This window comes from Altererythrobacter rubellus, assembly GCF_030284385.1.
GTDB lineage: Bacteria > Pseudomonadota > Alphaproteobacteria > Sphingomonadales > Sphingomonadaceae > Erythrobacter > Erythrobacter rubellus.
In genome coordinates, this window is the sequence record NZ_CP127221.1 from 2,102,344 (window position 1) to 2,125,937 (window position 23,594).

A 23,594-nucleotide genomic window follows, 5' to 3' on the forward strand; every position below is an offset into this window, starting at 1 on the left:
TGCGGCGACCAATGATTTCAACCGCAGCGGGCAGCGCATGCACGCCATCGCCGTTCGTCGGATGGCGAGAACTACCGGTCGACGGTGGGTTCAATAAATCTTGTCCTTCGGCAACAGCGCGGCTTCAAGGGAACTGGAATCATCACGTATCGCCTAGATCTTCGCCGGGCCCTGCTTGCTGCCAGTGCGATGCCATTGGCATGGTCGAACGCCGCACTTGCAAGCGAAGCAAACGCTGCCACAGCGCCTTCGCGCGAGCCGGGTGCTCCGGCTGCGACCATGGATGGCCGCGTCTTCGAGCCGGACTATTTCGAACGATTCGCCCCTCGCAACGCACTCGATATGCTGCGACAGGTGCCGGGATTCTTGTTGCAAGGCGGCGGCGGTGGAAACAGCGGACGCGGCTTTGGCCAAGCGAATGAGAATGTCCTTGTCAACGGACAGCGTCTAACCAGCAAATCTGAAGGTGCGCAGGATCAACTCCGCCGCATACCCGCTGGAAAAGTGATCCGTATCGAAATTGTCGATGGGACAGCACTGGATATTCCGGGTCTTACCGGACAAGTCGCCAATGTGATCGTCGAGTCAGGCGGAATTTCCGGCCAGTTTACTTGGGAGGGCGCGGTGCGCACAACCGAAGTCGATCCGGAATGGTATGGCGGAGAAATCTCCATTTCGGGCAGCACAGGCGCGCTCGATTACACATTTGCCTTCGAGAATAACAACAGCCGGTTTGGCGGCACGGGGCCTTCCTTCTTCGCTTATGGATTTGGGGACCTGAGCGAGCGACGCGACGTCGTGCGGGTCGGAGCATCTGACTTGCCGCGTGTTTCAACCGCGCTTGGCTATGATTTTGGCAATGGGACAATCGCAAACGTCAATGCCTATTTCGGTCATACCTTCTTCGAGCGTGTCGAAGACGAAGATCGGCAATTAGCCGATGGTTCGCAGATTGCGCGCATCAACTCGCGTCGCGGTTCCACGCCGGAGTATGAAATCAGCGGCGATATCAGTTTCGACTTGGGCGCCGGTCGGCTCAAGCTGATCGGACTCGAAGCCTACGACACCGAAGAGATCAAAAGTGTTGTGATCGATACATCGCTAGCGATCGGGGGCACATCTGGCAGTCGTTTTGTGCAGACTGGCGGTGAAGGAGAGCGGATCGCCCGGTTTGAGTACAACTGGCCGATGCTGGGCGGGGACTGGCAGCTTGCCGGCGAAGCGGCCTTCAACCGTCTCGACCGGGTTTCGCGACTGTTCGAAATCGATGACGAGGGCGACTTCAACGAGATCGCCTTTCCAAACGGAACGGGCGGCGTCACGGAAGAGCGCTACGAAAGCATACTCAGCTATAGCAAGCAATTGACCGGCAAGCTTGCACTGCAGATATCGGCTGGCGGCGAATACTCCAGGATCGAGCAAACCGGTAGCGCGGCAAATTCTCGCACGTTTCAGCGGCCCAAAGGTGCATTTTCGCTCGCGTGGCAGCCCGAGACCGGATTGGATATCTCGCTTGGAATCGAGCGACGCGTCGGGCAACTGGATTTTGGTGATTTCCTCGCTGAGATCGAACTCGATGAAGACAATGAAAACACAGGCAACAATCAGCTTGTCCCGTCCCAGACATGGGAGGTCGTTGCAGAGATCAGCAAGACCTTGGGGCCGTGGGGCACGACCACGTTGTTCTTCGAAAAGCGCTGGATTGATGATTTCACCGACATCATCCCGCTAGCCGGCGGCGGAGAATCCCGCGGCAATATAGCCAGCGCCCGTCGCACGGAGATTGAATGGACAACGACACTGCAGCTCGACCCTATCGGGTGGCGCGGCGCACAGCTTGATATCCGGCTGGAGTATGAAGAAGGCGAAGTCCGCGACCCTCTGACAGGCCGACTGCGTGACTTTTCCGGCGGACGTGACCGCGAGGTGGAGATTGATTTTCGCCACGACGTTCCCAGTAGCAACTGGGCCTATGGCGGCGGGTTCGAATATAATCGCGATCGGCCAAGTTTCCGCCTTTCCCAAGTGCGCCTTCAGCGCGATCTGCCTAATCGCCTCAGCGCCTTTGTAGAGCACAAGGATGTCTTTGGTTTGACCGTCAATCTGGAGGCCGCGAATCTGCTTGGCGCTCGAGACGAGGAATTTCGAACCGTCTTTGATGGCCCGCGCACCAATGGCATTGTGCAATTCACCGAAGACCGAAGTTTTCGCGAAGGCCCGATCTTGCGCTTCAACGTCAGCGGGAATTTTTAGACGCTCGCTCTTGCATCGCCCCGCGCACGTGGCAGTGTGCCGTACATGAGACATACAACCGCCGCCGCGCTGGCGCTCGTACTCCTTGCTTCTCCCGTCCTGGCCGACGAGCCATACGATGCAGCTGCCGAAGCGCAGCAGCAACTGGCGCGCATAGCGGCGCTGGATGATGCTGGGCCGCAACTGAATGCTGTCATCGTTTATGAGCCAGAGGGGCCCAATTATGCCAACGAGGCGAGCGAAGCTGGCATGCCACTCGACGGGCGCACAGTGCTGGTGAAGGACAATATCGAAACATTCGAATGGCCGACCACCGCAGGATCGCTGGCATTAAGAGACAATGCGACTGGCCGCGATGCTCCGCTGATTGCCAATATCCGCGCAAATGGCGGCGTGATCATGGGCAAGACCAACTTGAGCGAATGGGCAAACATTCGCGACAACCGTTCCACCAGCGGATGGAGCGCGATTGGCGGGTTGACGCGCAATCCGCACGCAACCGACCGCAACGCCTGCGGCTCGTCGTCGGGCAGCGGCGCAGCGATTGCCGCGGGCTTTGCCTGGGCCGCGATCGGAACCGAGACCAATGGCTCGATCACTTGTCCCGCCAGCGTTAACGGCATTGTCGGTTTCAAGGCGACCGTGGGAATGGTCAGCCGCACGCATGTTGTGCCGATCAGCGCGACGCAGGATACTGCCGGACCGATGACGCGGACAGTGCATGACGCGGCGCTCTTGCTAAGCGCAATGGCGGGCAGCGACCCGCTTGATCCCGCGACAGCAGAAGCAGACACGCACAAAACAGACTTCACCACCGGCTTGGACGATTTCTCGCTCGCCGGCGTACGCATCGGCGTGATGCGCAATCAGGTGGGCAATGTGGCGGGAGTGACGGCGCTATTCGAGCAGGCACTCTCTGACCTCGAATCGCAAGGCGCAGTGCTGATCGATATCGAGTACGACTGGCCCGACGGTTTCTGGGGCCGCTCTTTAACGGTGCTGTTATTCGAGTTGCAACGCGACATGGCGGCCTATCTCGGCACGCTCGAAGACGGGAGTATGCCCGATACGTTGGCAGACATCGTCACCTTCAATCGCGAAAATTCAGAAAAGGAGCTGCGCTGGTTCGGGCAGGATCTGTTCGAACAAGCGCTCGAAACAACCGATGAAGCGGCTTATCGCGAGGCGCTTGAGACCAATCTCAAAGCGACGCGCGAGGACGGCATCGACCGCTTGCTGGCAGAGCATGGCGTCCAATTCCTGGTCGCCCCGACCACCGGGCCCGCGTGGTCGACAGATCTTGTGAACGGCGACAATTTCGGCGGCGGCGTGGGCGCAGGATCATTGCCCGCCATTGCAGGCTATCCCCATATCACTGTGCCAATGGGTGCGGTCGAGCGCTTGCCCGTGGGCTTCAGCATCTTTGCCGGCAAGTGGCAGGATCACGAAGTGCTGAAAGCAGGCGCTGCATATGAAAAGGCGCGGACAGCCGAGCTGCCCACGCCTTCATTCGATCCGTGGAAACCAGCAGAGTAATCCCCCGCCGGCATTCCGGTTGATTACTTCTTCGCTGCCTTCTTGGCCGGTGCCTTCTTTGCTGGCGCTTTCTTGTCAGCAGCCTTCTTGGCAGGAGCCTTCTTCGCAGCTGGCTTGTCGTCCGCCTTTTTCGCCGGAGCTTTCTTGGCAGGCGCCTTCTTGGCGGCTGGCTTCTTGTCGTCAGCTTTCTTAGCCGGAGCCTTCTTAGCGGCTGGCTTCTTCTTGGCTGGCTTGGCTTCAGCAGTTTCTTCCGCTTCGATCGCCGCTTCCAGCTCTTCTTGCGTTACTTCGCGTTCGGTCACCTCTGCCTTGTCGAACAGGAAGTCGACGACTTTATCTTCATAAAGCGGAGCGCGCAGTTGAGCGGCAGCCATTGGCTCGCTCTGAACATACTGCATGAACTTTTCGCGATCTTCCGGGCGATACTGCTGTGCAGCCTGCTGCATCAGCATGCTCATTTCCTGCGCGGAAACCTCAACTTTGTTCGCCTGGCCGATTTCCGAAAGGAGCAGACCCAAACGCACCCGGCGCTCGGCGATCTTGCGATAGTCGTCCTTCTCGGCTTCGATTTCCTTCAACGCCGCAGCGGGATCTTCTTCCTGCTGAGCTTCCTGCAAAAGCTGCGCCCAGATCTGTTCGAACTCGGCGTTGACCATGCCTTCCGGCACTTCGAAATCATGACCAGCAGCCAGCGTATCGAGAAGCTGGCGCTTCATCTGCGTGCGGGTAAGGCCGGCGGTCTGCTGCTCCAGCTGGCCGCGCATCAATTCCTTGAGCTTGTCGAGGCTGTCGAGGCCGAGATTCTTAGCGAACTCGTCATCAACCTTGGTCTCTGTTTCGACCTTCACCTGTTTTACAGTGATGTCGAACTCGGCGTCCTTGCCTGCCAGATTTTCGGCCTGATACTCTTTCGGGAAAGTGACTGTGATGGTTTTCTGGTCACCGGTCTTCACGCCAACCAGCTGCTCTTCAAAGCCGGGTATGAACTGGCCAGAGCCAATCACCAGAGCCGCATCTTCCGCCTTGCCGCCTTCAAATTCGACACCGTCGAGCTTGCCAACAAAATCGATGATCAGCTGATTACCTTCTGCCGCCTTCTTGCTCTTCGCAGCATCCTTGTAGCTCTTGTTCTGGCCTGCGATGCTGGCAACGGCTTCATTAACCGCTTCATCGGCAACCGGAACAACCAGACGCTCAAGCTTCAGGCCATCGGTTGATGGCACTTCAACAGTCGGCAGCACTTCCAGCTCGATTGCGATTTCAGCGTCCTTGCCTTCTTCGTAACCTTCGCCCAGCTCGATCTTGGGCTGCATCGCCGGACGCAGCTCTTTGTCTTTCATCAACTGATCGACCGATTCGCGAATAACATCGTTCACGGTTTGCGCATGCAGCTGTTCGCCATGCATCTTCTTGATGAGATTCGCAGGAACCTTGCCAGGGCGGAAGCCGGGCATCTTTACCTGCGGGGCGATCTTCTTGACCTCAGCCTCGATTTTAGCTGCGATATCCTTAGCTGGAATGGTCAGCTGATAGGCGCGCTTGAGGCCTTTATTGGTGGTTTCCTTGATCTGCATGGGATTAAAACTGAAGCCTTTTCAACAATTTCGCTGTGTCTATGCGACGTAATTGGCAACGTTCAGGCGAATTGGTGCGGGCGAAGGGACTCGAACCCCCACATCTTACGATACTGGTACCTAAAACCAGCGCGTCTACCAATTCCGCCACGCCCGCTAGCCCGAACGAAGCCGTGCGCGCAGTAACCTGCGACGCATGTAGGGGTGCGCCATTAGTCGGGCGGGCGCAAAAGGGCAAGCGGAACTGGCTTGTTAGTAGGGCAAGTCGGCTTTAAAGGCGCGCAGCATGACTGAAGAGACACAGAACAATACCCCGCCTGACCGCATGTCGGTCAATCCCCACAGCGAGTATTTCGACGGCGAGCAATTGCAGCGCGGCGTCGGCATCAGGTTCAAGGATCGCGTACGCACCGACATTGAGGAATATTGCATTTCCGAAGGTTGGGTCCGCGTGCAGGCAGGCAAGACGGTCGACCGCAAAGGTAACCCGTTGACGATCAAGCTGACCGGTCCGGTCGAAGCCTGGTTCGAGGATCTGGGCGACAATCCGCCGGTGGCCCGAAAAGACGAAACACAAGATTAAGCACGCGCTCTTGCTTGTCATTGCGGCCGGCAAGGGCCAATTGGCAGTAGCGCAATGAAACCCGAAGTCATCATCATCGGCCGACCCAATGTCGGAAAGTCCACGCTGTTCAACCGGCTAGTGGGAAAGAAACTCGCGCTGGTCGATGACCAGCCGGGCGTCACGCGTGACCGGCGCATGGGTGATGCAGAAGTCGCGGGAATGACTTTTACTGTGGTCGATACCGCTGGGTGGGAAGACGAAGACCCGGACACCCTGCCCGGCCGGATGCGGATGCAGACAGAGGTCAGCATCGAAGGCGCAGACGCAGCGATGTTCGTGATTGATGCGCGTGCAGGCCTGACCCCGCTCGACGAAGAGATCGCACGCTGGCTGCGCGAACAGGAAGTGCCTGTGGTGCTGGTGGCCAACAAGGCTGAGGGCAAAGCTGGCGAGGCCGGCGTCTATGAAAGCTATTCTCTGGGACTGGGCGAACCGGTTCCCCTGTCTGCTGAACATGGCGAAGGTATTGCAGACCTGTTCGGCGCGCTGTGGCCCATTATCGGAACCAAATCCGAGGCGGCTGAGGAAGCTGCCAAATTCGCCGCGAGCGAGGGTGAGGAGACACCGCTCGGCCCGCTCAAGCTGGCGATTGTGGGGCGGCCGAATGCAGGTAAATCCACTTTGATCAACCGGTTGTTGGGCGAGGATCGCCTGCTGACTGGTCCGGAAGCAGGGATCACCCGCGATTCCATTGCGATCGACTGGAAATGGACCGACCCCAAGGCAGGGCCGGACGATCCGGGCGAGCGCGAAATCCGGCTGATCGACACCGCCGGCATGCGCAAGAAGCGCAATGTAACCGAAAAGCTGGAAAAGCTCTCGGTGGCCGACGCGCGCCGCGCGGTCGATTTTGCCGAAGTGGTCGTGTTGCTGCTCGATGCGACTCAAGGCCTGGAGCACCAGGATCTGAAGATCGCGGACATGGTGCTGCAAGAAGGCCGCGCTTTGATGATCGCGATCAACAAGTGGGATATCGCGGAGAACCCTTCGTCCCTGTTCAACGGTATTCGCGGAGCGCTGGACGATGGCTTGGCGCAGGTACGCGGCTTGCCGCTGTTTGCAGTCAGCGCGAAAACCGGCAAGGGCTTGGACGACATGCTGCGCGCGGCGTTCGAGATCCGCGAAAGCTGGTCCAAACGTGTACCCACCGCTGCGCTTAATCGCTGGTTCGACGATGCGATGGAGGCAAATCCGCCGCCAGCACCAGGCGGCCGCCGGATCAAGCTGCGTTACATTACGCAGGCCGGTACGCGACCTCCGCGCTTCGTGGTGTTCGGTACGCGGCTGGAATCGCTCCCCACCAGCTACGAACGCTATCTGGTGAACTCCATCCGCAAACATTTGGGCTTTGATGCGGTTCCTGTTCGGGTCGTGTTGAAGAGCCCCAAGAACCCGTATAACGCCAATCGCGGTGGCGGCGGCAATTACAGCGGCAGCTCGGGGAAAACATGATTGTATTTGACCTGCTAGCCTCGGGCGGCGGCAATATCGCAAGCGATTTGCTCGAGCGCACATCAAGCACGCTACGGGTGCAGGAAATTGTGCGGCTAAGCCTTGCGCCGGCATTCTTGCTCGCCGGTATTGGCGCGATCATGAATGTGATGATGACACGGCTGATCTGGGTTGCAGAGCGGATCGAACGGCTCGAAGCGCGCATGCGCGGAAAAGAGAACCCGACCGCCGAACACGAATTGAAATGGCTGCGGCATCGCCGCCAACTGGCGCAGCGCGCAGTGATGTTCAGCACCTCTGCCGCGCTGACGATTTCGGTTGTGATTGCGCTGTTATTTATCAGCGCTTTCATCAAGCCTCAGATCGGGACATTGGCCGCGCTGGCCTGGATCCTGACGATGGCCCTGCTGTTCACAGGCCTAGTCAACTTCGCGCGCGAGACGATGGTAGCAGCGAAAGGCCACCGTGTGGCCCGCAGTCAACCAGGGCAGGAACAAGACGAGCCCCATACGTAAAAAGGGCGGAGCATTGCTGCCCCGCCCGGATTGATCGGTATTACCGTTCAGTCGTTCATTACAAGCTCACGCAGGATGTAAGTGCCTCTAATCTTGCGGATATTGTTGTACAGCTCCCTTACGGTTTCGTTGCTGCTTTCCATGTTGGTGTCACCCCAGGCTTCCATGAACTTTTCATACTCGGCCTTGTCGGGATCAAGCGACGCCATGTTGGGATAGTTGATCCGCAGCACGAGGTTCACCTCGTTCGCGCCATAAGGAACGGTGTAGATACCGTAATCGGTTATTTGGCCGAGCTGCTTGGCCACTTCGTTCGCTTTCACCCAGGTCTGCTGCAAGCCTTCTAGGTAATAGGGTAGCTGCCCCTCATCCACCTTCACATAGGTCAGCTCAATGACAGTTTCCTGAGGGGTATAATCCTCCCAAGCTTGAAGCTGAGCCGCAGCAGGTGTCGCAAACGCCACGGCGGACGCGGCAAGCAGTCCAAGACCAACTGATTTAAATTTTCGCATGTGTGTACTCCAATCATTAACAGGTTGAGCGACCCAGAAAACTGAAGGGGCGCTACCCAAGCTATCACCCCTCTCCACACTTGAAGGTGACAGGATAACCAATCAAGTCAACGGAAAAGGGCTGATGGATTCCAATCTGGTTTGCCGAAAGAAGCCTTCAGGTGGCATGCATGAAAGCCTGGGAGAACCGCCGGAGGACCAACTCTCCTTAAGCCTCGCCAGCCGCCTGACTTTGGAGCTGCACATAATTTTCCAGACCCATCCGCTCGATCATGTCGAACTGGGTTTCAAGGAAATCTACGTGCTCTTCTTCAGCGTCGAGGATCTTCGCAAATAGATCGCGGCTCACATAGTCGCGCACCTTCTCGCAATATTCGACCGCATCGCGCAGCAGGGGGATCGCGTCTTCTTCAAGCGCCATATCCGCTTTCAGAATTTCTTCGACGGTTTCACCCACGCGCAGCTTGTGAACCGCTTGAAAATTGGGCAGCCCGTTCAGGAACAACACGCGTGCCGCCAGTTCATCGGCGTGCTCCATCTCTTCGATCGATTCCTTGCGTTCGTAAGCGGCAAGTTTCGTCACGCCCCAATCGTCAAGCACGCGATAATGCAACCAATATTGATTGATCGCGGTCAGCTCGTTCGTGAGCGCCTTGTTGAGATATTCGATGACTGTTGCGTCGCCCTTCATGGCGATACTCCTGTTTGAGACCGATTGCGCGCTTATATGCCCCAACCGCGCCTCGCGGACAAGGCGATACCATGAAAAATTGTCGGATTTCCGCTACTTGAGAGCGATAATCACTAGCACGCAGTCAGCTTATGCTGCGACTGATTTGCAACTAAGCTCGCGCTCTTCAAAGAGGATCGCATCCGCATCGCTCAGGCAGGTTCCGCAATTGGGCCTTTTACCCAATGCCGCATAGGCCGCTTCGGCATCGCCGGACGTTTTGCGCGCCATCTGACGCAAGTCGGCCTCTTTAATCGCATTGCAGATGCAAACGTACATCGGACAGCAATCTCCTGCGAGTGATTCGCAAGAACGAGAATATGCGAATTATTCTCAATAGCAAGGAGAAAGGTGCTTGCCTGTGGACTAGGGTCACCTCTTCAACGGAAACATCTTCCTATAGTTCAGACATCTCCACAGCCACTCAAGCGGACCGTAGCGATAACGCTCAAGCCACGGCTTGGACCACGCCAGGATGACAATCCATGCGGACAGAACGACCAGATAGAGCTGCGGTCGATTGAGCTCACCAAAAAGACCCAGCGCCCAGCCATGGAATACAAGCAGCATCAGAATCGATGTGCCGAGGTAGTTTGTGAACGCTGCGCGCCCGGCCGCAGCAAAGCGTTGCGCGAGCCAACCCTTCCAGCCTGGCCCGTAGACGGCCAGCAAGGCCATGATCCCGAGCACCATCATCAGGCGCGGTAGTGGACTGACCCCCACGAATGCCGCGAGCGTGCCATAATAGGTAAATCCGATCGATTGGACCCATAGGCCGATCAAAAGGTGCAGTAGACTGCCTCCTAAAAAGCCGATCCAGCCCCAGAACCGCATCCGGCCTGGATCAATGCCTCCATTGAAGAACCCAAGCCGATAAAGCCCCATCCCGATCAGCATCAGCGGCAGCGATTCCAGTCCAAAGAACAGCACGTTGGTCAGCGGCTCGAGCCAGTGCTCTGAAAAGCGGTGCTCGACAAACCCGATGTAATCGCCTGATTGCTTCAACCCGGATTCGATCACATCATCCGCAAGCGCCTCTTGCTTACCTTCTTCAAGCCCGACGCGGGTTTCAGCCATCGCCACATTCTGGCCGAATGACGTGTCGGCAATAAAGTGCAGCGGCAACATCATGAGCGCATAAAATATTGCGCCGGCAAAATAGCCGAGCAATCCCACCTTGAGCTGGTCCTTGGGGCTCCAGCCCAAACACAATAGCGCGATGAACCCAATCACAGCGTAGTAGAACAGAATGTCACCGCGCCAGATGAAGAAGAAATGCACCATTCCGAACAACATTAGGAAGAATAGCCGCCGCGCTTGCAGCCAGCGCGTTTGCCCCCTTGCCCAGGCCCGCTCCATAAACAGATACAGCCCCACGCCGAACAGGACTGTAAATATCCCGCGCATCTTTCCGTCGATCAGCACAAATTGTGCGATCCACATCCAGCCGCCATCGTCTCCAGCGGGAACAAGGAATGTTTCAGGGAACATGTAAGCGCTAAACGGCTGCCCGAAGGCAACAATGTTCGCAGCCAGAATGCCAAGCACGGCAATCCCGCGCATCAGATCAAGGCTGCCGATACGCTCTGCAAGCCGGGCGTGCGCAGCCCCCTCCAAATCCGGTGTTACCGCTTGATCGGCCACAAGGATCTCCCTTTGCCCCTTTTTCGGAAGCCAACTTAACAGGCTTTCGGCACAAGCAAAGAGCCAACCAATCGGTCAAAGTTAACCTAAAAATAACGGTATCCTGCGATCCCCGTATCCAGAAGTCGCAATTGCGGCACCAACCTAAGGGGTAACCAGGGGGATTAAGGCGTTGCGAGTACTAACATTAGCATCGCAGAAAGGCGGATCGGGTAAAACTACCCTGTCAGGGCACCTTGCCGTACAGGCACAGCGCGCAGGCGCTGGGCCAGTCGTACTTATCGATATCGATCCACAGGGCTCGCTGGCTGATTGGTGGAACGAGCGCGAAGCGGAATATCCTGCTTTTGCTCAAACAACAGTAGCGCGTCTTGCCAACGATCTTCAGATTCTGCGCCAGCAGGGCTTCAAGCTTGCAGTGATCGACACGCCGCCAGCGATTACCATGGCGATCCAGTCAGTGATTAGCGTTGCTGAACTGATTGTTGTGCCAACTCCCCCAAGCCCGCACGATCTGCACGCTGTTGGTGCGACGATTGATCTGTGTGAACGTGCCGGCAAACCGCTGGTATTCGTAGTCAACGCAGCAACCCCGAAAGCAAAAATCACTTCGGAAGCTGCGGTTGCCTTGTCACAGCATGGCACAGTCGCTCCGATCACTCTGCACCACCGCACAGACTTTGCTGCATCAATGATTGATGGCCGCACAGTCATGGAAGTCGATCCGGAGGGCCGCAGCGCTGCAGAAATGACCGCGCTTTGGAAATATATCTCGGATCGTCTTGAGAAGAACTTCCGTCGCACCGTATTCGCAGCGCCCGGCACACAGCCGCAAGTTGCAAGCGCACATCGTCCGGCTGGCGGTTTCAGCCGCCGCGTAGCACAGTAAGCGGAGGCGCTGGCCATGTCTGAAGCCACATTAGCCTCTCTCAATCAGTCGCTGCTTGCACGCAAAGGTGGCGCAAAACCCGCCATGCGTCGGCAATCAGGACTGCCGATCGCAACTGCCACCGCAGAAGCGCTCGAAGATCTGGGCTGGAACGATATGGGCGGCGATGAGCTGTCCAATGTCGTGCCGATTTCACCGGCCTCGGACGATGCAGATGACGCACCGGTTCTGACGCTAGCCAAGAAGATCGCCGCGCCCGCCAATACAACAGCCGTTCGCAAGAGCGCTCTCAAGCAAGGCAAACGCGCTGCATTCACGCTGTGCCTGGATGCTGAGCGTCACCTCAAACTGCGCCTGGCTTCGACCATCAAGGGTCAAAGCGCACAGCAGATTGTGACTGATGCTCTCGATTCGCTTCTGAACGAGATCAAGGAACTGGACGCTCTTGACGCGCAAATGCCGCAGCATTGAGTGATTTGAGCAAGAGCAAGGGAAAGCCCTCATGAGCAAGACCGCACACAACACGCCAAAGATTGCATTCGCACTCAGCACCGCGCTGGTCAGCGTCGCACTTGCCGGTTGCACGACTTCTGCCGCGCCGCCCGCTTCTGCTTCGCTTGCAAAGGCGCAGGCTGCGATTGAAAAGGGCAAGGCTGCCAAAGCGGTTGAGTATGCGGAAGCCGCTGTCTTGGCCGATCCACGCAATGCGTCAAACCGTGCCCTGCTTGGTGCGGCCTATCTTGAAGCCGGCCGGTTTCAGGCTGCGGCGACAAGTTTTGGTGACGCGCTTGCTCTTGGCGACACCGACAACCGCACGGTTCTGAGCTATGCGCTGGCGCAGACTGCACTAGGCAACAATGCCGAAGCGATCCGCATTCTGGACCAGTATGAAGGCCAGCTCGATCACGCTGACCGCGGTCTGGCACTTGCTCTGGCAGGCGAACCACGTGATGGCGTTCGCGTTCTCAGTAATGCACTGCGCGGTGGTCAGAACACAGCCAAGGTTCGCCAGAATCTGGCCTACGCCTATGCGCTGTCGGGCGACTGGCGCGCGGCTCGTGTGATGGCTGCCGAAGATGTGCCGGCCAATCTGGTTTCCGAACGCATCGCCGAATGGGCAGAACAGACCCGCTCGCAAGCTTTCCAAACGCGCGTCGCAAAACTGCTTGATGTCACGCCAACATATGATGCTGGTCAACCCATTCAGCTCGCTTTGGGCAACTTCCCGAGCCAGGATGTGATGGTTGCACAAGCTGCACAAGATGCAGTCGAACCTCAGGTGGCGGTTGCAGACACACAAAGCACCGAACTGGCCGCAGTTGACGCGGACGTTGTTTCGACTCTGATCGCAGCACCCGCTCAACCGGAGAAGGTTGCAGCTGCTGAGCAAGTTCAGGTGGCCTATGCGCCAACACCTCAGGTCGCTACCGCACGCGTGGTTTCGAACCCGGTGGTTCAGGAATTGCCCGCCAACTATCAAGCGGCAGGTCGCAAACCTGCCTCGCGTTGGGCGGCCAACACCTCACAACGCCCTATGGCAGCGACAAGCAACGCCACCGATGGCACGCATCTTGACCAGCTTGGCAGCTTCTAACCAGTGACGCAGCCGAGCGTGCATGGTCGATCTATCAAAGCCGCCATTCACAGCTTGACGGCCGCGATCTCGTGATCACCCAGGCTGAAGTCGATGGCAAAACCTACTACCGTGTAGCCGCCGCTGGATTCAGCGCGCGTGGTGCGGCTTCGATGTGTGCAACTTTAAAGGCCGGTGGTGCCGGCTGCATCGCACATGCCGAAAGCAGCCCGTTGCCAGGCGCAATTGATCGCGGTGTTCGCTTGTCTTCACGCTAACCAAGAGCTTCTCTCTCCAGCGAGAATGACCCCCGGGTGCGAAGGCGCTCGGGGGTTTTGCTTTGTTGGCTAGAACAGCCGCTTCCCGCCTTTCCAAAGCGCGGTTGCGCGGCCTTGCATCGGCTGTTTGTCAAACGGCGTATTGCCGGCGCTAGCAGACATTTTGGCGCTATCGACAATCCAGGGCTTCTCAGGATCGATTAACGCGATGTCCGCCTGATTTCCGGGGGTAATTTCGCCCGCATCAACGCCCAGGATCTTCGCCGGATTGCCGGCCAGAAGCGCAAAAGCGCGACCAAGATCAATCACTTCATCGCGCACCAATGTCATGGTCAGCGGCAAAAGGGTCTCCGCCCCCGCCATGCCGGGTTCGGCATCGGAAAACGGCAGGCGCTTGTCCTCGGGCCCGCGCGGATCATGCCCTGAAGCGATCACGTCAATCGTCCCGTCTGCAATCGCCGCTATGACCGCCTGACGATCAGGCTCGCTGCGCAAGGGAGGCGAAAGCCGCGCAAACGTGCGAAATTCAGCGGTCGCCAAGTCTGAGAGCATAAAGTGCGCCGGTGTTACACCTGCGGTAACGGCAACGCCGCGCGCCTTCGCCGCGCGCACCAGATCAAGCGCAGCTGCGGTGGTAACCTGGCGGATATGCAGTCGCGCGCTGCTCATCTCGGCCAGCGCGATGTCGCGCGCCACCGCCAGCACTTCGGCTTCGGCGGGCGCGCTGGGCAATCCCAGCCGGCTCGCCATTTCGCCAGCCGTCGCAGCGGCATCTCCGGCCAGTCCGCTGTCCTCGGCATGACTTACCACGACCAGGTCCAGCATGGCGGCATATTGCATCAACCGCAGCATCACGCCGCTGTCTGCGATCCAGCCGCGACCGGTCGAAAGGCCGCGCGCGCCGGCCTCTTTCATCAGGCCCAGTTCTGCCAATTGCTGACCGCCCAAGTCACGTGTGGCTGCCGCGAGCGGATGCACCCAAAGGTCAGGCTTCCCGCTCTTCGCGATATAGCTGACCCGGCTCGGCAAATCGAGCGGGGGGGATTGGTCTGGCATCAAAGCCGCGCGTGTAATCCCGCCGAAATGGAACGCGGGCTTGTCGATAGCGAATACACTCAGATCGACCAGCCCCGGAGCGATCACCCGTCCCCTCGCATCGACGATCTCGTCGCCATCTTGCGGTGCGATATCGCCTAGCGCATCGATCAGCCCGGCCACCAGGCGAACCACCCCCTCTTTCACGCCCTCGCCAGTAACGACGCGTCCGTTTGTAATTGTGATGGGTGAAGCCTGCTTCATGCCCAGCTCTCCACACCGCGCGTCTCGCGCGTCAGGATATCAAGGCATGCCATGCGTACCGCAACGCCCATTTCAACCTGCCGTGTGATGATTGAACGATCGATCATGTCCGCTACATCGCTGTCGATCTCTACACCCCGGTTCATGGGCCCCGGATGCATCACCAGCGCATCTGGCGCCGCGCGCTTCAATCGTTCCTCGGTCAGGCCGTACAAATGATGATATTCGCGCGCGGAAGGGATGAACTGCCCCTGCATCCGCTCAGTCTGCAAACGCAGCATCATCACCACATCACTGCCCGACAGCGCTGCATCGAAATCATGAAACGGCTCTGCTCCTATCGCCTCGACATTTGCCGGCATAAGCGCGGGAGGAGCGCACAAGCGTACAGTCGCTCCGAGAGCTTGCAGACACAGAAGGTTGGACCGCGCGACACGGCTGTGCAGAATGTCCCCGCATATCGTGATCGTGAGCCCGGTGAAATCCTCCGCCGTCTCACCGCGCGCCTGCAAGGCATGTCGCAGCGCGAGCGCATCCAGCAGTGCCTGCGTCGGGTGTTCGTGCTGGCCATCACCGGCATTGAGCACCGGGCAATCGACCTTGTCAGCAATCAACTGGGTCGCGCCGCTGGAAGCATGGCGGATAACAATTGCATCGGGGCGCATGGCATTCAAAGTGATTGCCGTGTCGATCAGCGTCTCACCCTTCTTCACGCTCGATTGCGCGGCATGCATATTGACAACATCCGCGCCCAGGCGCTTGCCCGCGATTTCGAAGCTCAGCAGCGTTCGCGTTGAATTTTCGAAGAAGGCATTGATAATGGTCAGGCCTGACAGCAGATCGCTGTGCTTGCTCCGCTGGCGGTTCAGACGGATCCATTGTTCCGCCTGATCCAGCACATAAAGAATCTCGTGGCGCTCCAGGTGTCCGATGCCCAGCAATCCGCGATGCGGAAACGCCATTCGCCCGGCCGGAAACCTGCCCGAACTGTGAGCCGCGGCAGGTTGATTTGCCTCGTATCCCGCCATGAATTCGCGCAACTTCGTGGCTGTGCTGCCGCGCAAATCACGGCCTGCCTTCAATTGCGATACGAACGGCTTGTCGTTCATCGCCAGCTCGCCGAAACGCGTTTCCGACATGTCATTTCGCTGGCAGAATTGTTCAATTTCAAAGAGCAAATCGTGCATATGGCGCCCTTTAAGTTGGATTTATCCAACCGTCCAGCCTGAATCGGCACAATCCACCGCTCAAGCTGTTGAACGAACCATATTGCGCACTCGACGGCATATTCGGCGAAAGAAGGTGGAAATTTGCAGCGCGCGCCCTAGTTTATGTACACAGCACCCGATTGAAAGATGACAATATGAGTTTTGCAGGCAAGGTTTGGCGGCTTCTGGTCGGGATCAAGGATGGCTTGGTTCTGCTGTTCATGCTGCTGTTCTTTGCGATGCTGTTTGCGATCCTGTCTGCGCGCCCTAGCCCCGGCATGGTTCACGATGGCGCATTGCTGCTTGAACTGGACGGCTATGTTGTCGAGGAACGCGCAGTCATCGATCCGATCCAGGCGTTTATCAACCAGCAGGCGCCTGTCACCGAATTTGAAGTAAACGAGCTTGTCCGCGCGATTGACGCAGCCGCGGGCGATGATCGTATCAAAGCGGTCGCGCTTGATCTCTCGCGTTTTCTGGGCGGTGGACAGGTCCATATGCAGGAAATCGGCGACGCGCTGGCGCGGGTTCGCGCGGCGGAAAAACCGGTTGTTGCCTATGCGCTGGCCTATTCAGACGACGCGTTGCATCTGGCTGCGAACGCGAGCGAGGTATGGGTTGATCCATTGGGTGGCGCCATCGCAGCGGGGCCTGGCGGGTCCTTTCTGATGTTTGGTGATCTGCTCGAAGAGTATGGCGTTAACGCGCGGATCTACCGCGTTGGCACATTCAAGGCCGCGACAGAGCCTTATTCACGCAATACTCTATCTCCCGAAGCACGCGAGAACATCGGCGGCCTGCTCGCATCCTTGTGGGAAGAGTGGCAAGCCAATGTGAAGAAAGCGCGGCCAGCGGCTGACCTTGAACGCGTGACGTCGGACCCCGTAGAGTGGATCCAATCAGCCAATGGAGATCTTGCCACAGCGGCGCTGAACGCTGGTCTGGTCGACAAGATTGGCAGCCGAGTTGAATGGGGAGACCGCGTAGCGGAATTGGCCGGCAAGGACAGCTGGAACGACATGCCGGGCGCCTTTGCATCGACCGGCCTCAGGCCATATCTCGCTGATGTTGGTGAGGATCGAAGTGGCCGGGCGATCGGCATCGTTACAATCGCCGGTAATGTTGTTGACGGTGAAGCGGGCCCTGGAACCGCCGGCGGAGACCGGATTGCTGAACTGCTCGACAATGCCTTGAATGATGATCTGGCGGCGCTGGTTGTCCGCATCGACACGCCGGGCGGCACCATGACCGGATCTGAGCAGATCCGTCGCGCGATTTTGCGTCACAAGGATAAAGATATTCCCATCGCGGTATCAATGGCGAACATCGCAGCGAGCGCTGGCTATGCGATCGCTTCAACCGGAGACCGGATTTTCGCTCAGCCAGAGACAGTAACCGGCTCAATCGGTGTATTCTCGGTTATTCCGACGTTCGAAGGCACAGCCGAACGGTTCGGCATCAATGCGGACGGAATCCGAACCACGCCGCTGTCTGGCCAGCCGGATATCTTCGATGGCTTCACGCCAGAGGTGGATGCCATTCTGCAAGCAAGCGTAGAGGACAGCTACCGCGATTTCCTGAACCAGGTCGCTGAGGGACGCGGAATGGACGCTGCGCGGGTGGACGAGATCGGGCAGGGCCGCGTCTGGGACGGCGGCACTGCACGCCAGCTTGGGTTGGTCGACCAGTTCGGCGGGCTGCAAGAGGCGCTCGAATGGGCCGCCAAAGAAGCGGGTCTGGAAGACAATGGCTGGCATGCCAAACGGCTGGGAAGCGCGGAAACGAGCTATGATTCGCTGATCCGGCAGATACTGACGAACAATTCGGAAGCTCGCGCGCCTGCCGGCGATATGTTCGCCGTGTTCGCGCGGCAGCAGACCGGCCAGGTCTCACGCGCGCTTGGAGATCTTGAACGATTGACAATGGTGCAAGGGGTTCAGGCCTATTGCCTGGAATGCCCGCGTGAAGTGCGCGGAACCGATGGCGCTGCGATCAAAGGATGGCTCGCAAGGCTCAGGGCAATCCTGGCAAACTAACCGTTGTCGAAACAGCCTAGCTCTGGCCTTTTCGGGCAATCCCGTTGGCTAGCATGTCATTGACAGTCGCAGCGACCTCTTCCGGCGTTCGATTGCCTTTGTGCCATATTGCAAAGCGCAGGCCAACAAAGACATTCATCCCTATCAAGGCCCAGGCGTGAATTTCGCCCAAACCGGTGCGGCATTCGCCCGCTGCGGAACAAGCGGAGCGCCCCTCGCGTCAACGCTGGGCCTCGAAGGAACGCTGACCGGCTTCTATGGCGATCCGCGCCCGGTCTTCGTGACTGGCGAGATCCGCTTCTAAGCGAGTCCCAATACCACCAGCTTTCCCTGTGGCCCTGACCTGCATCTTGCGGGTCAGCGCCGCAATCTTTGTGCAGCAAGTCCGGTTCGCGCGCTAATCACTGGAAATGCATTCTGGCCTCGTGCATAGGCGCTGCCCATGCATGATATCCGATTTATCCGAGAGAACCCGGAAGCCTTTGACGCAAAGCTGGTGCGGCGCGGGCTAGAGCCTGTATCCGCTAAGCTGATCGAAGCCGACGAGGTTCGCCGTGCCTCCGCGACGCGCCTGCAAGAAGCGCAGAACCGCCGAAACGAAGCATCAAAGCTGATCGGTCAGGCCATGGGCAAAGGCGACAAAGAAACCGCCGACGCGCTTAAAGCCGAAGTATCCGAGCTGAAGGAGACGCTGCCCGCCCTTGAAGAAACTTCACGCGCCGCAGAAAAGCAGTTGGAGGATATGCTTGCAGTCATTCCAAACCTGCCGGCTGACGATGTGCCCGATGGCGCTGACGAGAGCGACAACGTCGAAGTATCGACCTGGGGCGAAAAGCGCAGCTTTGACTTCGAGTCGAAGGAGCATGCGGATATCGGCCCCAATCTCGGCATGGAGTTCGACACCGGCGCAAAGATTTCCGGCGCGCGGTTCACATTCCTGCGTGGCGACATGGCACGGCTGCACCGCGCACTGGGCCAGTTCATGCTCGACCGGCAAACCCGCGAATATGGCTATACCGAATGCAATCCTCCCGTACTCGTCAAAGACGATGCCATGTACGGCACCGACAAACTGCCAAAGTTTGCAGAAGATAGCTTTCGCACAACGGATGATCGCTGGCTGATCCCCACGTCCGAAGTCAGCCTGACAGCTTCGGTAATGGGCGAGATTCTCGACGATAGCGCCCTGCCCATGCGACTAACTGGCCTGACGCTTTGCTTCCGCAGCGAAGCCGGTGCGGCTGGCAAGGATACGCGCGGCTTCATCCGTCAGCATCAGTTCGAAAAATGCGAACTGGTCAGCATCGTTCGTCCGGAAGATAGCGAAGCCGAACATGTACGCATGACCGAAGCTGCCGAGGCCATCCTGCAAGCGCTTGACCTGCCCTATCGCAAAGTTTTGCTGTGCACCGGCGACATGGGCTTTGGCGCGCGCAAGACTTACGATCTGGAGGTCTGGCTGCCCGGACAGGGCGCCTATCGCGAAATCAGCTCGTGCTCGAACACTGGCGATTTCCAGGCGCGGCGGATGAAAACCCGCTATCGCCCCGAAGGCGAAAAGAAGACCGAATTCGTACACACATTGAATGGATCGGGCTTGGCAGTCGGGCGGACGCTGGTCGCCGTGCTGGAGAATTACCAGAACGCCGATGGTAGCATAACAGTGCCCGACGCATTGCACCCCTACATGGGCGGCTTGACCAAGCTGGAGCCAGCGGCCTGATGCGCATATTAGTCACCAATGATGACGGGATCCATGCCCCCGGCCTCGTGGTGCTGGAAGAGATCGCGCGTCAATTCAGCGACGATGTATGGGTCTGCGCGCCTTCGGACAATCAGACGGGTGCGGGGCACTCTCTGACGCTGTCCATGCCGGTCCGCTTGCGCAAGCACAGCGCGCGACGCTGGTCAGTCACCGGCACGCCGACCGATGCGATCTCGATCGGCCTCAAGCAAGTACTCGACAGCCCACCCGATCTGATCCTGTCAGGCGTCAATGCGGGCGCCAATCTGGGCGATGACCTTACCTATTCAGGCACAGTGTCCGCTGCGATGGAAGGCGCGCTTGCTGGCATCAAGTCGATCGCGATGAGCCAGGTGATGAAGCAGGAACGCCCCGCTTGGGATGACCGTTTTGCCGCCGCGCGCCACTGGGGCCCGAGAGCGATTCAGCCGCTGCTTGATGCGCCGTTCGAACTGCGCACTCTGGTCAGTATCAACTTTCCCTGCCGCGCGCCGGAAGATGTCCAGGGAATGCGCGTGGTTCGCCAAGGCTTTCATGACTATGATCGCAGCAGTGTGATCGAAGCGCGTGATCCGCGCGGCCAGCGCTATTACTGGTTTGGGCTGGATGCGATTGAACACACTCCCGATCATGGCACAGATCTGGAAGCGATCGCCGATGATTGTATCTCCATCACTCCGCTACAGCTTGACCTGACCCATCATGCTTCGCTGGCAGGGCTGGCGCAGCGCTTCGAAGGGCATTAGATCTACGACAGGAATGAAAAAGCCGCTCGACAGAATTGTGCTATCTCACCCGCAACGGCGCGTTCGCGGCAAGGGATTTAAGCCCCTAAGGCGTGCGGTCAATGTGCCGGTGTGGGGCGACCTTAGCATCCGTCTGGGCCTTGCCCTTCTGCTGCTTTCGATTGTTGTCCTGATCCATTGGTGGGATCGCGGCGGACTTCAGGATGCAGTCGATGGCGATGTCAGCTTCCTCGATGTCGTCTATTTCACGATGATCTCTGTCACAACGACCGGTTTTGGCGATATCACACCGGTTACAGATCGTGCGCGCATGGTTGAAGCGATCATCGTGACACCGATCCGCTTTGCAGTGTTCTTCATTTTCGTTGGCACAGCCTATAATTTCATCATCAAGCGCAGCTGGGAGAAGTGGCGCATGGCCCGTATTCAGGAAAACCTCGAAGGTCACATCATCGTTCTGGGGTTCGGTATCTCCGGCTCTGAGAGCGTGAATGAACTGATTGAACGCGGCACGGACGCGCGCAATATCGTGGTTGTGGACCCAAGCGAAGAACGGCTGAAAGAGGCGGAAAAGCTCGGCTGCAACGTCATTGCGGCAGACGCAACCCGCGATTCCACTTTGGAAGCTGTACGTATCCGCCAGGCGCAGAACGTCCTGGTTTCGGCAGGCCGCGATGACACTTCGATCCTGATCGTGCTGACGGTGCGCCATCTTGCGCCGGACGTGCCGATCAGCGTTGTCGTGCGTGCGGACGATAACGAGATACTCGCGCGGCAAGCCGGCGCGAACAATGTGATCAATCCGGTGCGCTTTACCGGGTTGCTGCTGGCCGGAAGCGCCAAGGGCGCGCACATCGCAGATTATCTGGCAGACCTCGCCTCAGTCACCGGCCGCGTCCAATTAGTAGAACGCAAGGTCACATCCGAAGAGGCCGGCAAATCCATCAGCGAACTCAGCTCGGGCGGGCGCGGTTTGCGGGTCTATCGCGGCGGCAAAGTTCTCGGCTTCTGGGAAGACGAGTGCCAGCAACTTGAGGCAGGCGATGTCGTGGTCGAGATTGTCCCGACCACGAATGGCGAAACAAACGGTGATGGCGCCTAAAGCCCTAGGGCAGATAAGCGTGCATCGTTCCCATCGCGATATAGAACAATAGCCAATAGCTCGCGTCGATAAAGAACAGCCCTTTGCTTTTCTGGCTGAAGAGATAATTCGTGCCGATAGCCGGGACAATGAACCCCAGCGCCGCACCGAATGCTGTCATGATCTTTGCGACAACTGACAAATCAGCGCCGACATCAGCATAGCTATGAAAAGTGTGTGCCAACGTCCAGCTGGCGAGCAGCGAGAACAGTAACGCACCGCCATAGATCAGCGGCATATTGCCTTCCTTGATCTGTTCTTCGGTCAGGCCAACCGCGCCCATCCACTTTTTGCCCATGACCGGGCCATACCATATCCCGCCAACAACAAACCCTGCGAAGGCTGCGAGAAAAACACCAATCCAATTGACGGCAAACAGATCCATAACATCCTCCCCGAAATCCGGTCCGATAGAGACTGGCTAGCGCGTTTGCGCGCGCTCGTGTAGTGGGCGCGCCAACTATGAACAAAACTGCCACGCAATTACCCGAAGCCAAGAAAGTTGGCATGGTCTCACTCGGCTGCCCAAAGGCGCTGGTCGATTCCGAACGTATTCTCACGCGCCTGCGCGCCGATGGTTATGCGATGAGCCCGGATTATACCGGGGCTGACGTGGTGCTGGTCAACACTTGCGGCTTTCTCGATTCCGCCAAGGAAGAAAGCCTGGCCGCGATTGGCGAAGCGATCGCTGAAAATGGCCGTGTGATTGTGACAGGATGTATGGGCGAAAAAGCTGACGCGATCCGCGCTGCTCACCCGCAAGTTCTGGCCGTAACTGGCGCGCATCAATACGAACAGGTCGTGGAAGCAGTGCATAAGCATGCGCCACCAAGCCAAGGCCCATTTGTAGACCTCATCCCGCAGCCGGATGTAAAACTCACTCCGCGTCACTATAGCTATCTGAAGATCAGCGAAGGCTGCAATCACTCCTGTGCATTCTGCATTATCCCGGACCTGCGCGGAAAACTCGCTAGTCGGCGGGTCGATGCTGTCCTGCGCGAAGCAGAAAAACTGGTGGCGGCGGGCACGAAAGAACTGCTGGTGATCAGCCAGGATACGTCTGCCTACGGTGTCGATACACGACATGAGGCCCGGACGTGGAAGGGCCGCGAAGTGCGCGCGCATATGACCGATCTGGCGCGTGAACTGGGGCAACTCAAAGCACCGGATGGCGAACAGCCGTGGGTGCGCCTCCACTATGTCTATCCATACCCGCATGTCGATGCGGTGATCCCGCTGATGGCGGAAGGCTTGCTTACGCCATACCTCGACATCCCTTTCCAGCACGCTTCGCCCAAAGTGCTCAAGGCAATGAAGCGCCCCGCGAACGAAGCAAAGGTGCTTGAGCGGCTGAAGGGTTGGCGCGAAATCTGCCCCGATATCGCCGTGCGTTCGAGCTTCGTCGTCGGCTTTCCGGGCGAGACCGAAGAAGATTTCCAGTATCTGCTCGATTGGCTGGAGGAGGCTCAGCTCGACCGCGTTGGCGCGTTCCGTTTCGAGCCGGTCGAAGGTGCGCAGGCCAATGCGCTGCCCGATCACGTGCCTGAGGAGGTCAAGGAAGAGCGCTATGCCCGCGTGATGGAAGTGACCGAGCAGATCAGCGCGGCTAAACTTGAGGCAAAGATCGGCAAGACCTTGCTCGTGATCATCGATGAGGTGGGCGAGCCAGACGAAGATGGCGACATCGGCGCAACCGGCAGATCACAGGCCGATGCGCCAGAAATCGATGGTGCGGTTTATCTCCGCAATGTCGCGGCGACGCTCAAGTCAGGTGACATTGTACAGGTCGAAATCGAAGATGCCGACGCGCACGATCTGTTCGGGGTGATTGCCTAGCCT

General features: G+C 58.2%; 23 protein-coding genes and 1 tRNA gene. 15 read left to right on the forward strand and 9 right to left on the reverse strand.

The genetic code is table 11. The features are described 5' to 3' along the window. Positions 1-189: 189 nt before the first annotated feature. Both QQX03_RS10550 and QQX03_RS10555 read left to right on the forward strand, forming a co-directional pair. Positions 190-2,253 carry a TonB-dependent receptor plug domain-containing protein gene (locus QQX03_RS10550; RefSeq protein ID WP_285975689.1) on the forward strand — a complete coding sequence of 688 codons (2,064 nt, stop codon included), beginning with the start codon at positions 190-192 and terminating at the stop codon, positions 2,251-2,253. Positions 2,254-2,298: 45 nt separating this feature from the next. Beyond that, a complete protein-coding gene (locus QQX03_RS10555; RefSeq protein ID WP_285975690.1) occupies positions 2,299-3,789 on the forward strand; it encodes an amidase in 1,491 nt (496 codons plus the stop codon). A gap of 23 nt (positions 3,790-3,812) precedes the next feature. Here the strand turns inward: QQX03_RS10555 and tig are convergent, their stop codons facing one another. Both tig and QQX03_RS10565 read right to left on the reverse strand, forming a co-directional pair. Beyond that, positions 3,813-5,363, reverse strand: coding sequence for a trigger factor (tig, locus tag QQX03_RS10560; RefSeq protein WP_285975691.1), 1,551 nt, complete (start codon positions 5,361-5,363; stop codon positions 3,813-3,815). Between the two features lie 72 nt (positions 5,364-5,435). After that, positions 5,436-5,520, reverse strand: a tRNA-Leu gene (locus QQX03_RS10565). A gap of 129 nt (positions 5,521-5,649) precedes the next feature. Here QQX03_RS10565 and QQX03_RS10570 point away from each other — a divergent pair. The 3 genes from QQX03_RS10570 to QQX03_RS10580 are packed head-to-tail and all read left to right on the forward strand — an operon-like array spanning position 5,650 to position 7,955. Next, a complete protein-coding gene (locus QQX03_RS10570; RefSeq protein ID WP_285975692.1) occupies positions 5,650-5,946 on the forward strand; it encodes a DUF3297 family protein in 297 nt (98 codons plus the stop codon). A gap of 54 nt (positions 5,947-6,000) precedes the next feature. Then, positions 6,001-7,440: a ribosome biogenesis GTPase Der gene (der, locus tag QQX03_RS10575; RefSeq protein ID WP_285975693.1), complete on the forward strand. Its 1,440-nt coding sequence runs from the start codon at positions 6,001-6,003 to the stop codon at positions 7,438-7,440. Next, entirely contained in the window at positions 7,437-7,955 is a 519-nt protein-coding gene (locus QQX03_RS10580; protein ID WP_285975694.1) for a DUF2721 domain-containing protein, read from the forward strand. Before der ends, QQX03_RS10580 begins: the two co-directional genes overlap by 4 nt. 47 nt (positions 7,956-8,002) lie before the next feature. On the opposite strand, the gene QQX03_RS10585 is transcribed toward QQX03_RS10580, so the two are convergent. The 4 genes from QQX03_RS10585 to QQX03_RS10600 all read right to left on the reverse strand — a co-directional run bounded on the left by QQX03_RS10585 (position 8,003) and on the right by QQX03_RS10600 (position 10,841). Beyond that, positions 8,003-8,467: a hypothetical protein gene (locus tag QQX03_RS10585; RefSeq protein WP_285975695.1), complete on the reverse strand. Its 465-nt coding sequence runs from the start codon at positions 8,465-8,467 to the stop codon at positions 8,003-8,005. A gap of 208 nt (positions 8,468-8,675) precedes the next feature. After that, complete coding sequence (gene bfr, locus QQX03_RS10590) at positions 8,676-9,158, reverse strand: bacterioferritin (RefSeq protein WP_285975696.1); 483 nt, start codon at positions 9,156-9,158, stop codon at positions 8,676-8,678. Between the two features lie 129 nt (positions 9,159-9,287). Beyond that, positions 9,288-9,476: a (2Fe-2S)-binding protein gene (locus QQX03_RS10595; protein WP_285975697.1), complete on the reverse strand. Its 189-nt coding sequence runs from the start codon at positions 9,474-9,476 to the stop codon at positions 9,288-9,290. Between the two features lie 93 nt (positions 9,477-9,569). After that, positions 9,570-10,841, reverse strand: coding sequence for a DUF418 domain-containing protein (locus QQX03_RS10600; RefSeq protein ID WP_285975698.1), 1,272 nt, complete (start codon positions 10,839-10,841; stop codon positions 9,570-9,572). Between the two features lie 172 nt (positions 10,842-11,013). On the opposite strand from QQX03_RS10600, the gene QQX03_RS10605 reads away from it, so the two are divergent. From QQX03_RS10605 to QQX03_RS10620, 4 genes are read left to right on the forward strand one after another with little or no spacing between them, the layout of a single operon-like run. Beyond that, entirely contained in the window at positions 11,014-11,730 is a 717-nt protein-coding gene (locus tag QQX03_RS10605) for a ParA family protein (protein WP_285975699.1), read from the forward strand. Positions 11,731-11,745: 15 nt separating this feature from the next. Next, the gene (locus QQX03_RS10610) at positions 11,746-12,201 is read left to right on the forward strand and encodes a hypothetical protein (RefSeq protein WP_285975700.1); all 456 of its coding nucleotides are present in this window, start codon (positions 11,746-11,748) and stop codon (positions 12,199-12,201) included. A gap of 31 nt (positions 12,202-12,232) precedes the next feature. Continuing rightward, entirely contained in the window at positions 12,233-13,324 is a 1,092-nt protein-coding gene (locus tag QQX03_RS10615) for a tetratricopeptide repeat protein (RefSeq protein ID WP_285975701.1), read from the forward strand. A 29-nt stretch (positions 13,325-13,353) separates the two neighbouring features. Next, on the forward strand, positions 13,354-13,581 hold the full coding sequence (locus QQX03_RS10620; protein WP_285977010.1) for an SPOR domain-containing protein: 228 nt from the start codon (positions 13,354-13,356) through the stop codon (positions 13,579-13,581). Positions 13,582-13,650: 69 nt separating this feature from the next. On the opposite strand, the gene QQX03_RS10625 is transcribed toward QQX03_RS10620, so the two are convergent. Together QQX03_RS10625 and QQX03_RS10630 are read right to left on the reverse strand one after the other, a co-directional pair. Then, entirely contained in the window at positions 13,651-14,880 is a 1,230-nt protein-coding gene (locus QQX03_RS10625) for a dihydroorotase (protein WP_285975702.1), read from the reverse strand. Next, positions 14,877-15,908, reverse strand: a complete 1,032-nt coding sequence (locus QQX03_RS10630) for an aspartate carbamoyltransferase catalytic subunit (protein ID WP_285977011.1) — start codon at positions 15,906-15,908, stop codon at positions 14,877-14,879. The genes QQX03_RS10625 and QQX03_RS10630 overlap by 4 nt, the downstream gene beginning before the upstream one ends. A gap of 335 nt (positions 15,909-16,243) precedes the next feature. On the opposite strand from QQX03_RS10630, the gene sppA reads away from it, so the two are divergent. From sppA to QQX03_RS10655, 5 genes are all read left to right on the forward strand, one after another. Next, positions 16,244-18,124 (forward strand): signal peptide peptidase SppA, encoded by a 1,881-nt coding sequence (gene sppA, locus QQX03_RS10635; protein WP_285975703.1) that lies wholly within the window; start codon positions 16,244-16,246, stop codon positions 18,122-18,124. A gap of 157 nt (positions 18,125-18,281) precedes the next feature. Then, positions 18,282-18,428, forward strand: coding sequence for a hypothetical protein (locus tag QQX03_RS10640; RefSeq protein WP_285975704.1), 147 nt, complete (start codon positions 18,282-18,284; stop codon positions 18,426-18,428). Between the two features lie 138 nt (positions 18,429-18,566). After that, a complete protein-coding gene (gene serS, locus QQX03_RS10645; protein ID WP_285975705.1) occupies positions 18,567-19,847 on the forward strand; it encodes a serine--tRNA ligase in 1,281 nt (426 codons plus the stop codon). Further along, positions 19,847-20,614: a 5'/3'-nucleotidase SurE gene (gene surE, locus QQX03_RS10650; protein WP_285975706.1), complete on the forward strand. Its 768-nt coding sequence runs from the start codon at positions 19,847-19,849 to the stop codon at positions 20,612-20,614. The genes serS and surE overlap by 1 nt, the downstream gene beginning before the upstream one ends. Positions 20,615-20,627: 13 nt before the next feature. Beyond that, a complete protein-coding gene (locus QQX03_RS10655) occupies positions 20,628-21,716 on the forward strand; it encodes a potassium channel family protein (protein WP_285975707.1) in 1,089 nt (362 codons plus the stop codon). Positions 21,717-21,720: 4 nt separating this feature from the next. Here the strand turns inward: QQX03_RS10655 and QQX03_RS10660 are convergent, their stop codons facing one another. Further along, positions 21,721-22,140, reverse strand: a complete 420-nt coding sequence (locus QQX03_RS10660; protein WP_285975708.1) for a DUF1761 domain-containing protein — start codon at positions 22,138-22,140, stop codon at positions 21,721-21,723. Between the two features lie 77 nt (positions 22,141-22,217). Between QQX03_RS10660 and rimO the strand changes: the two genes are divergently transcribed. Next, positions 22,218-23,591, forward strand: coding sequence for a 30S ribosomal protein S12 methylthiotransferase RimO (rimO, locus tag QQX03_RS10665; RefSeq protein ID WP_285975709.1), 1,374 nt, complete (start codon positions 22,218-22,220; stop codon positions 23,589-23,591). Positions 23,592-23,594 lie beyond the last annotated feature (3 nt).

Coding starts and splice junctions, on each gene's coding strand:
- QQX03_RS10555 (WP_285975690.1), top strand. CDS start 2,299: ATGAGACATACAACCGCCGCCGCGCTGGCGCTCGTACTCCTTGCTTCT.
- sppA (WP_285975703.1), top strand. CDS start 16,244: ATGAGTTTTGCAGGCAAGGTTTGGCGGCTTCTGGTCGGGATCAAGGAT.
- der (WP_285975693.1), top strand. CDS start 6,001: ATGAAACCCGAAGTCATCATCATCGGCCGACCCAATGTCGGAAAGTCC.
- QQX03_RS10610 (WP_285975700.1), top strand. CDS start 11,746: ATGTCTGAAGCCACATTAGCCTCTCTCAATCAGTCGCTGCTTGCACGC.
- tig (WP_285975691.1), bottom strand. CDS start 5,363: ATGCAGATCAAGGAAACCACCAATAAAGGCCTCAAGCGCGCCTATCAG.
- QQX03_RS10570 (WP_285975692.1), top strand. CDS start 5,650: ATGACTGAAGAGACACAGAACAATACCCCGCCTGACCGCATGTCGGTC.
- QQX03_RS10630 (WP_285977011.1), bottom strand. CDS start 15,908: ATGGCGGGATACGAGGCAAATCAACCTGCCGCGGCTCACAGTTCGGGC.
- bfr (WP_285975696.1), bottom strand. CDS start 9,158: ATGAAGGGCGACGCAACAGTCATCGAATATCTCAACAAGGCGCTCACG.
- QQX03_RS10585 (WP_285975695.1), bottom strand. CDS start 8,467: ATGCGAAAATTTAAATCAGTTGGTCTTGGACTGCTTGCCGCGTCCGCC.
- QQX03_RS10625 (WP_285975702.1), bottom strand. CDS start 14,880: ATGAAGCAGGCTTCACCCATCACAATTACAAACGGACGCGTCGTTACT.
- QQX03_RS10615 (WP_285975701.1), top strand. CDS start 12,233: ATGAGCAAGACCGCACACAACACGCCAAAGATTGCATTCGCACTCAGC.
- QQX03_RS10580 (WP_285975694.1), top strand. CDS start 7,437: ATGATTGTATTTGACCTGCTAGCCTCGGGCGGCGGCAATATCGCAAGC.
- serS (WP_285975705.1), top strand. CDS start 18,567: ATGCATGATATCCGATTTATCCGAGAGAACCCGGAAGCCTTTGACGCA.
- QQX03_RS10595 (WP_285975697.1), bottom strand. CDS start 9,476: ATGTACGTTTGCATCTGCAATGCGATTAAAGAGGCCGACTTGCGTCAG.
- QQX03_RS10655 (WP_285975707.1), top strand. CDS start 20,628: ATGAAAAAGCCGCTCGACAGAATTGTGCTATCTCACCCGCAACGGCGC.
- surE (WP_285975706.1), top strand. CDS start 19,847: ATGCGCATATTAGTCACCAATGATGACGGGATCCATGCCCCCGGCCTC.
- QQX03_RS10550 (WP_285975689.1), top strand. CDS start 190: ATGCCATTGGCATGGTCGAACGCCGCACTTGCAAGCGAAGCAAACGCT.
- QQX03_RS10660 (WP_285975708.1), bottom strand. CDS start 22,140: ATGGATCTGTTTGCCGTCAATTGGATTGGTGTTTTTCTCGCAGCCTTC.
- rimO (WP_285975709.1), top strand. CDS start 22,218: ATGAACAAAACTGCCACGCAATTACCCGAAGCCAAGAAAGTTGGCATG.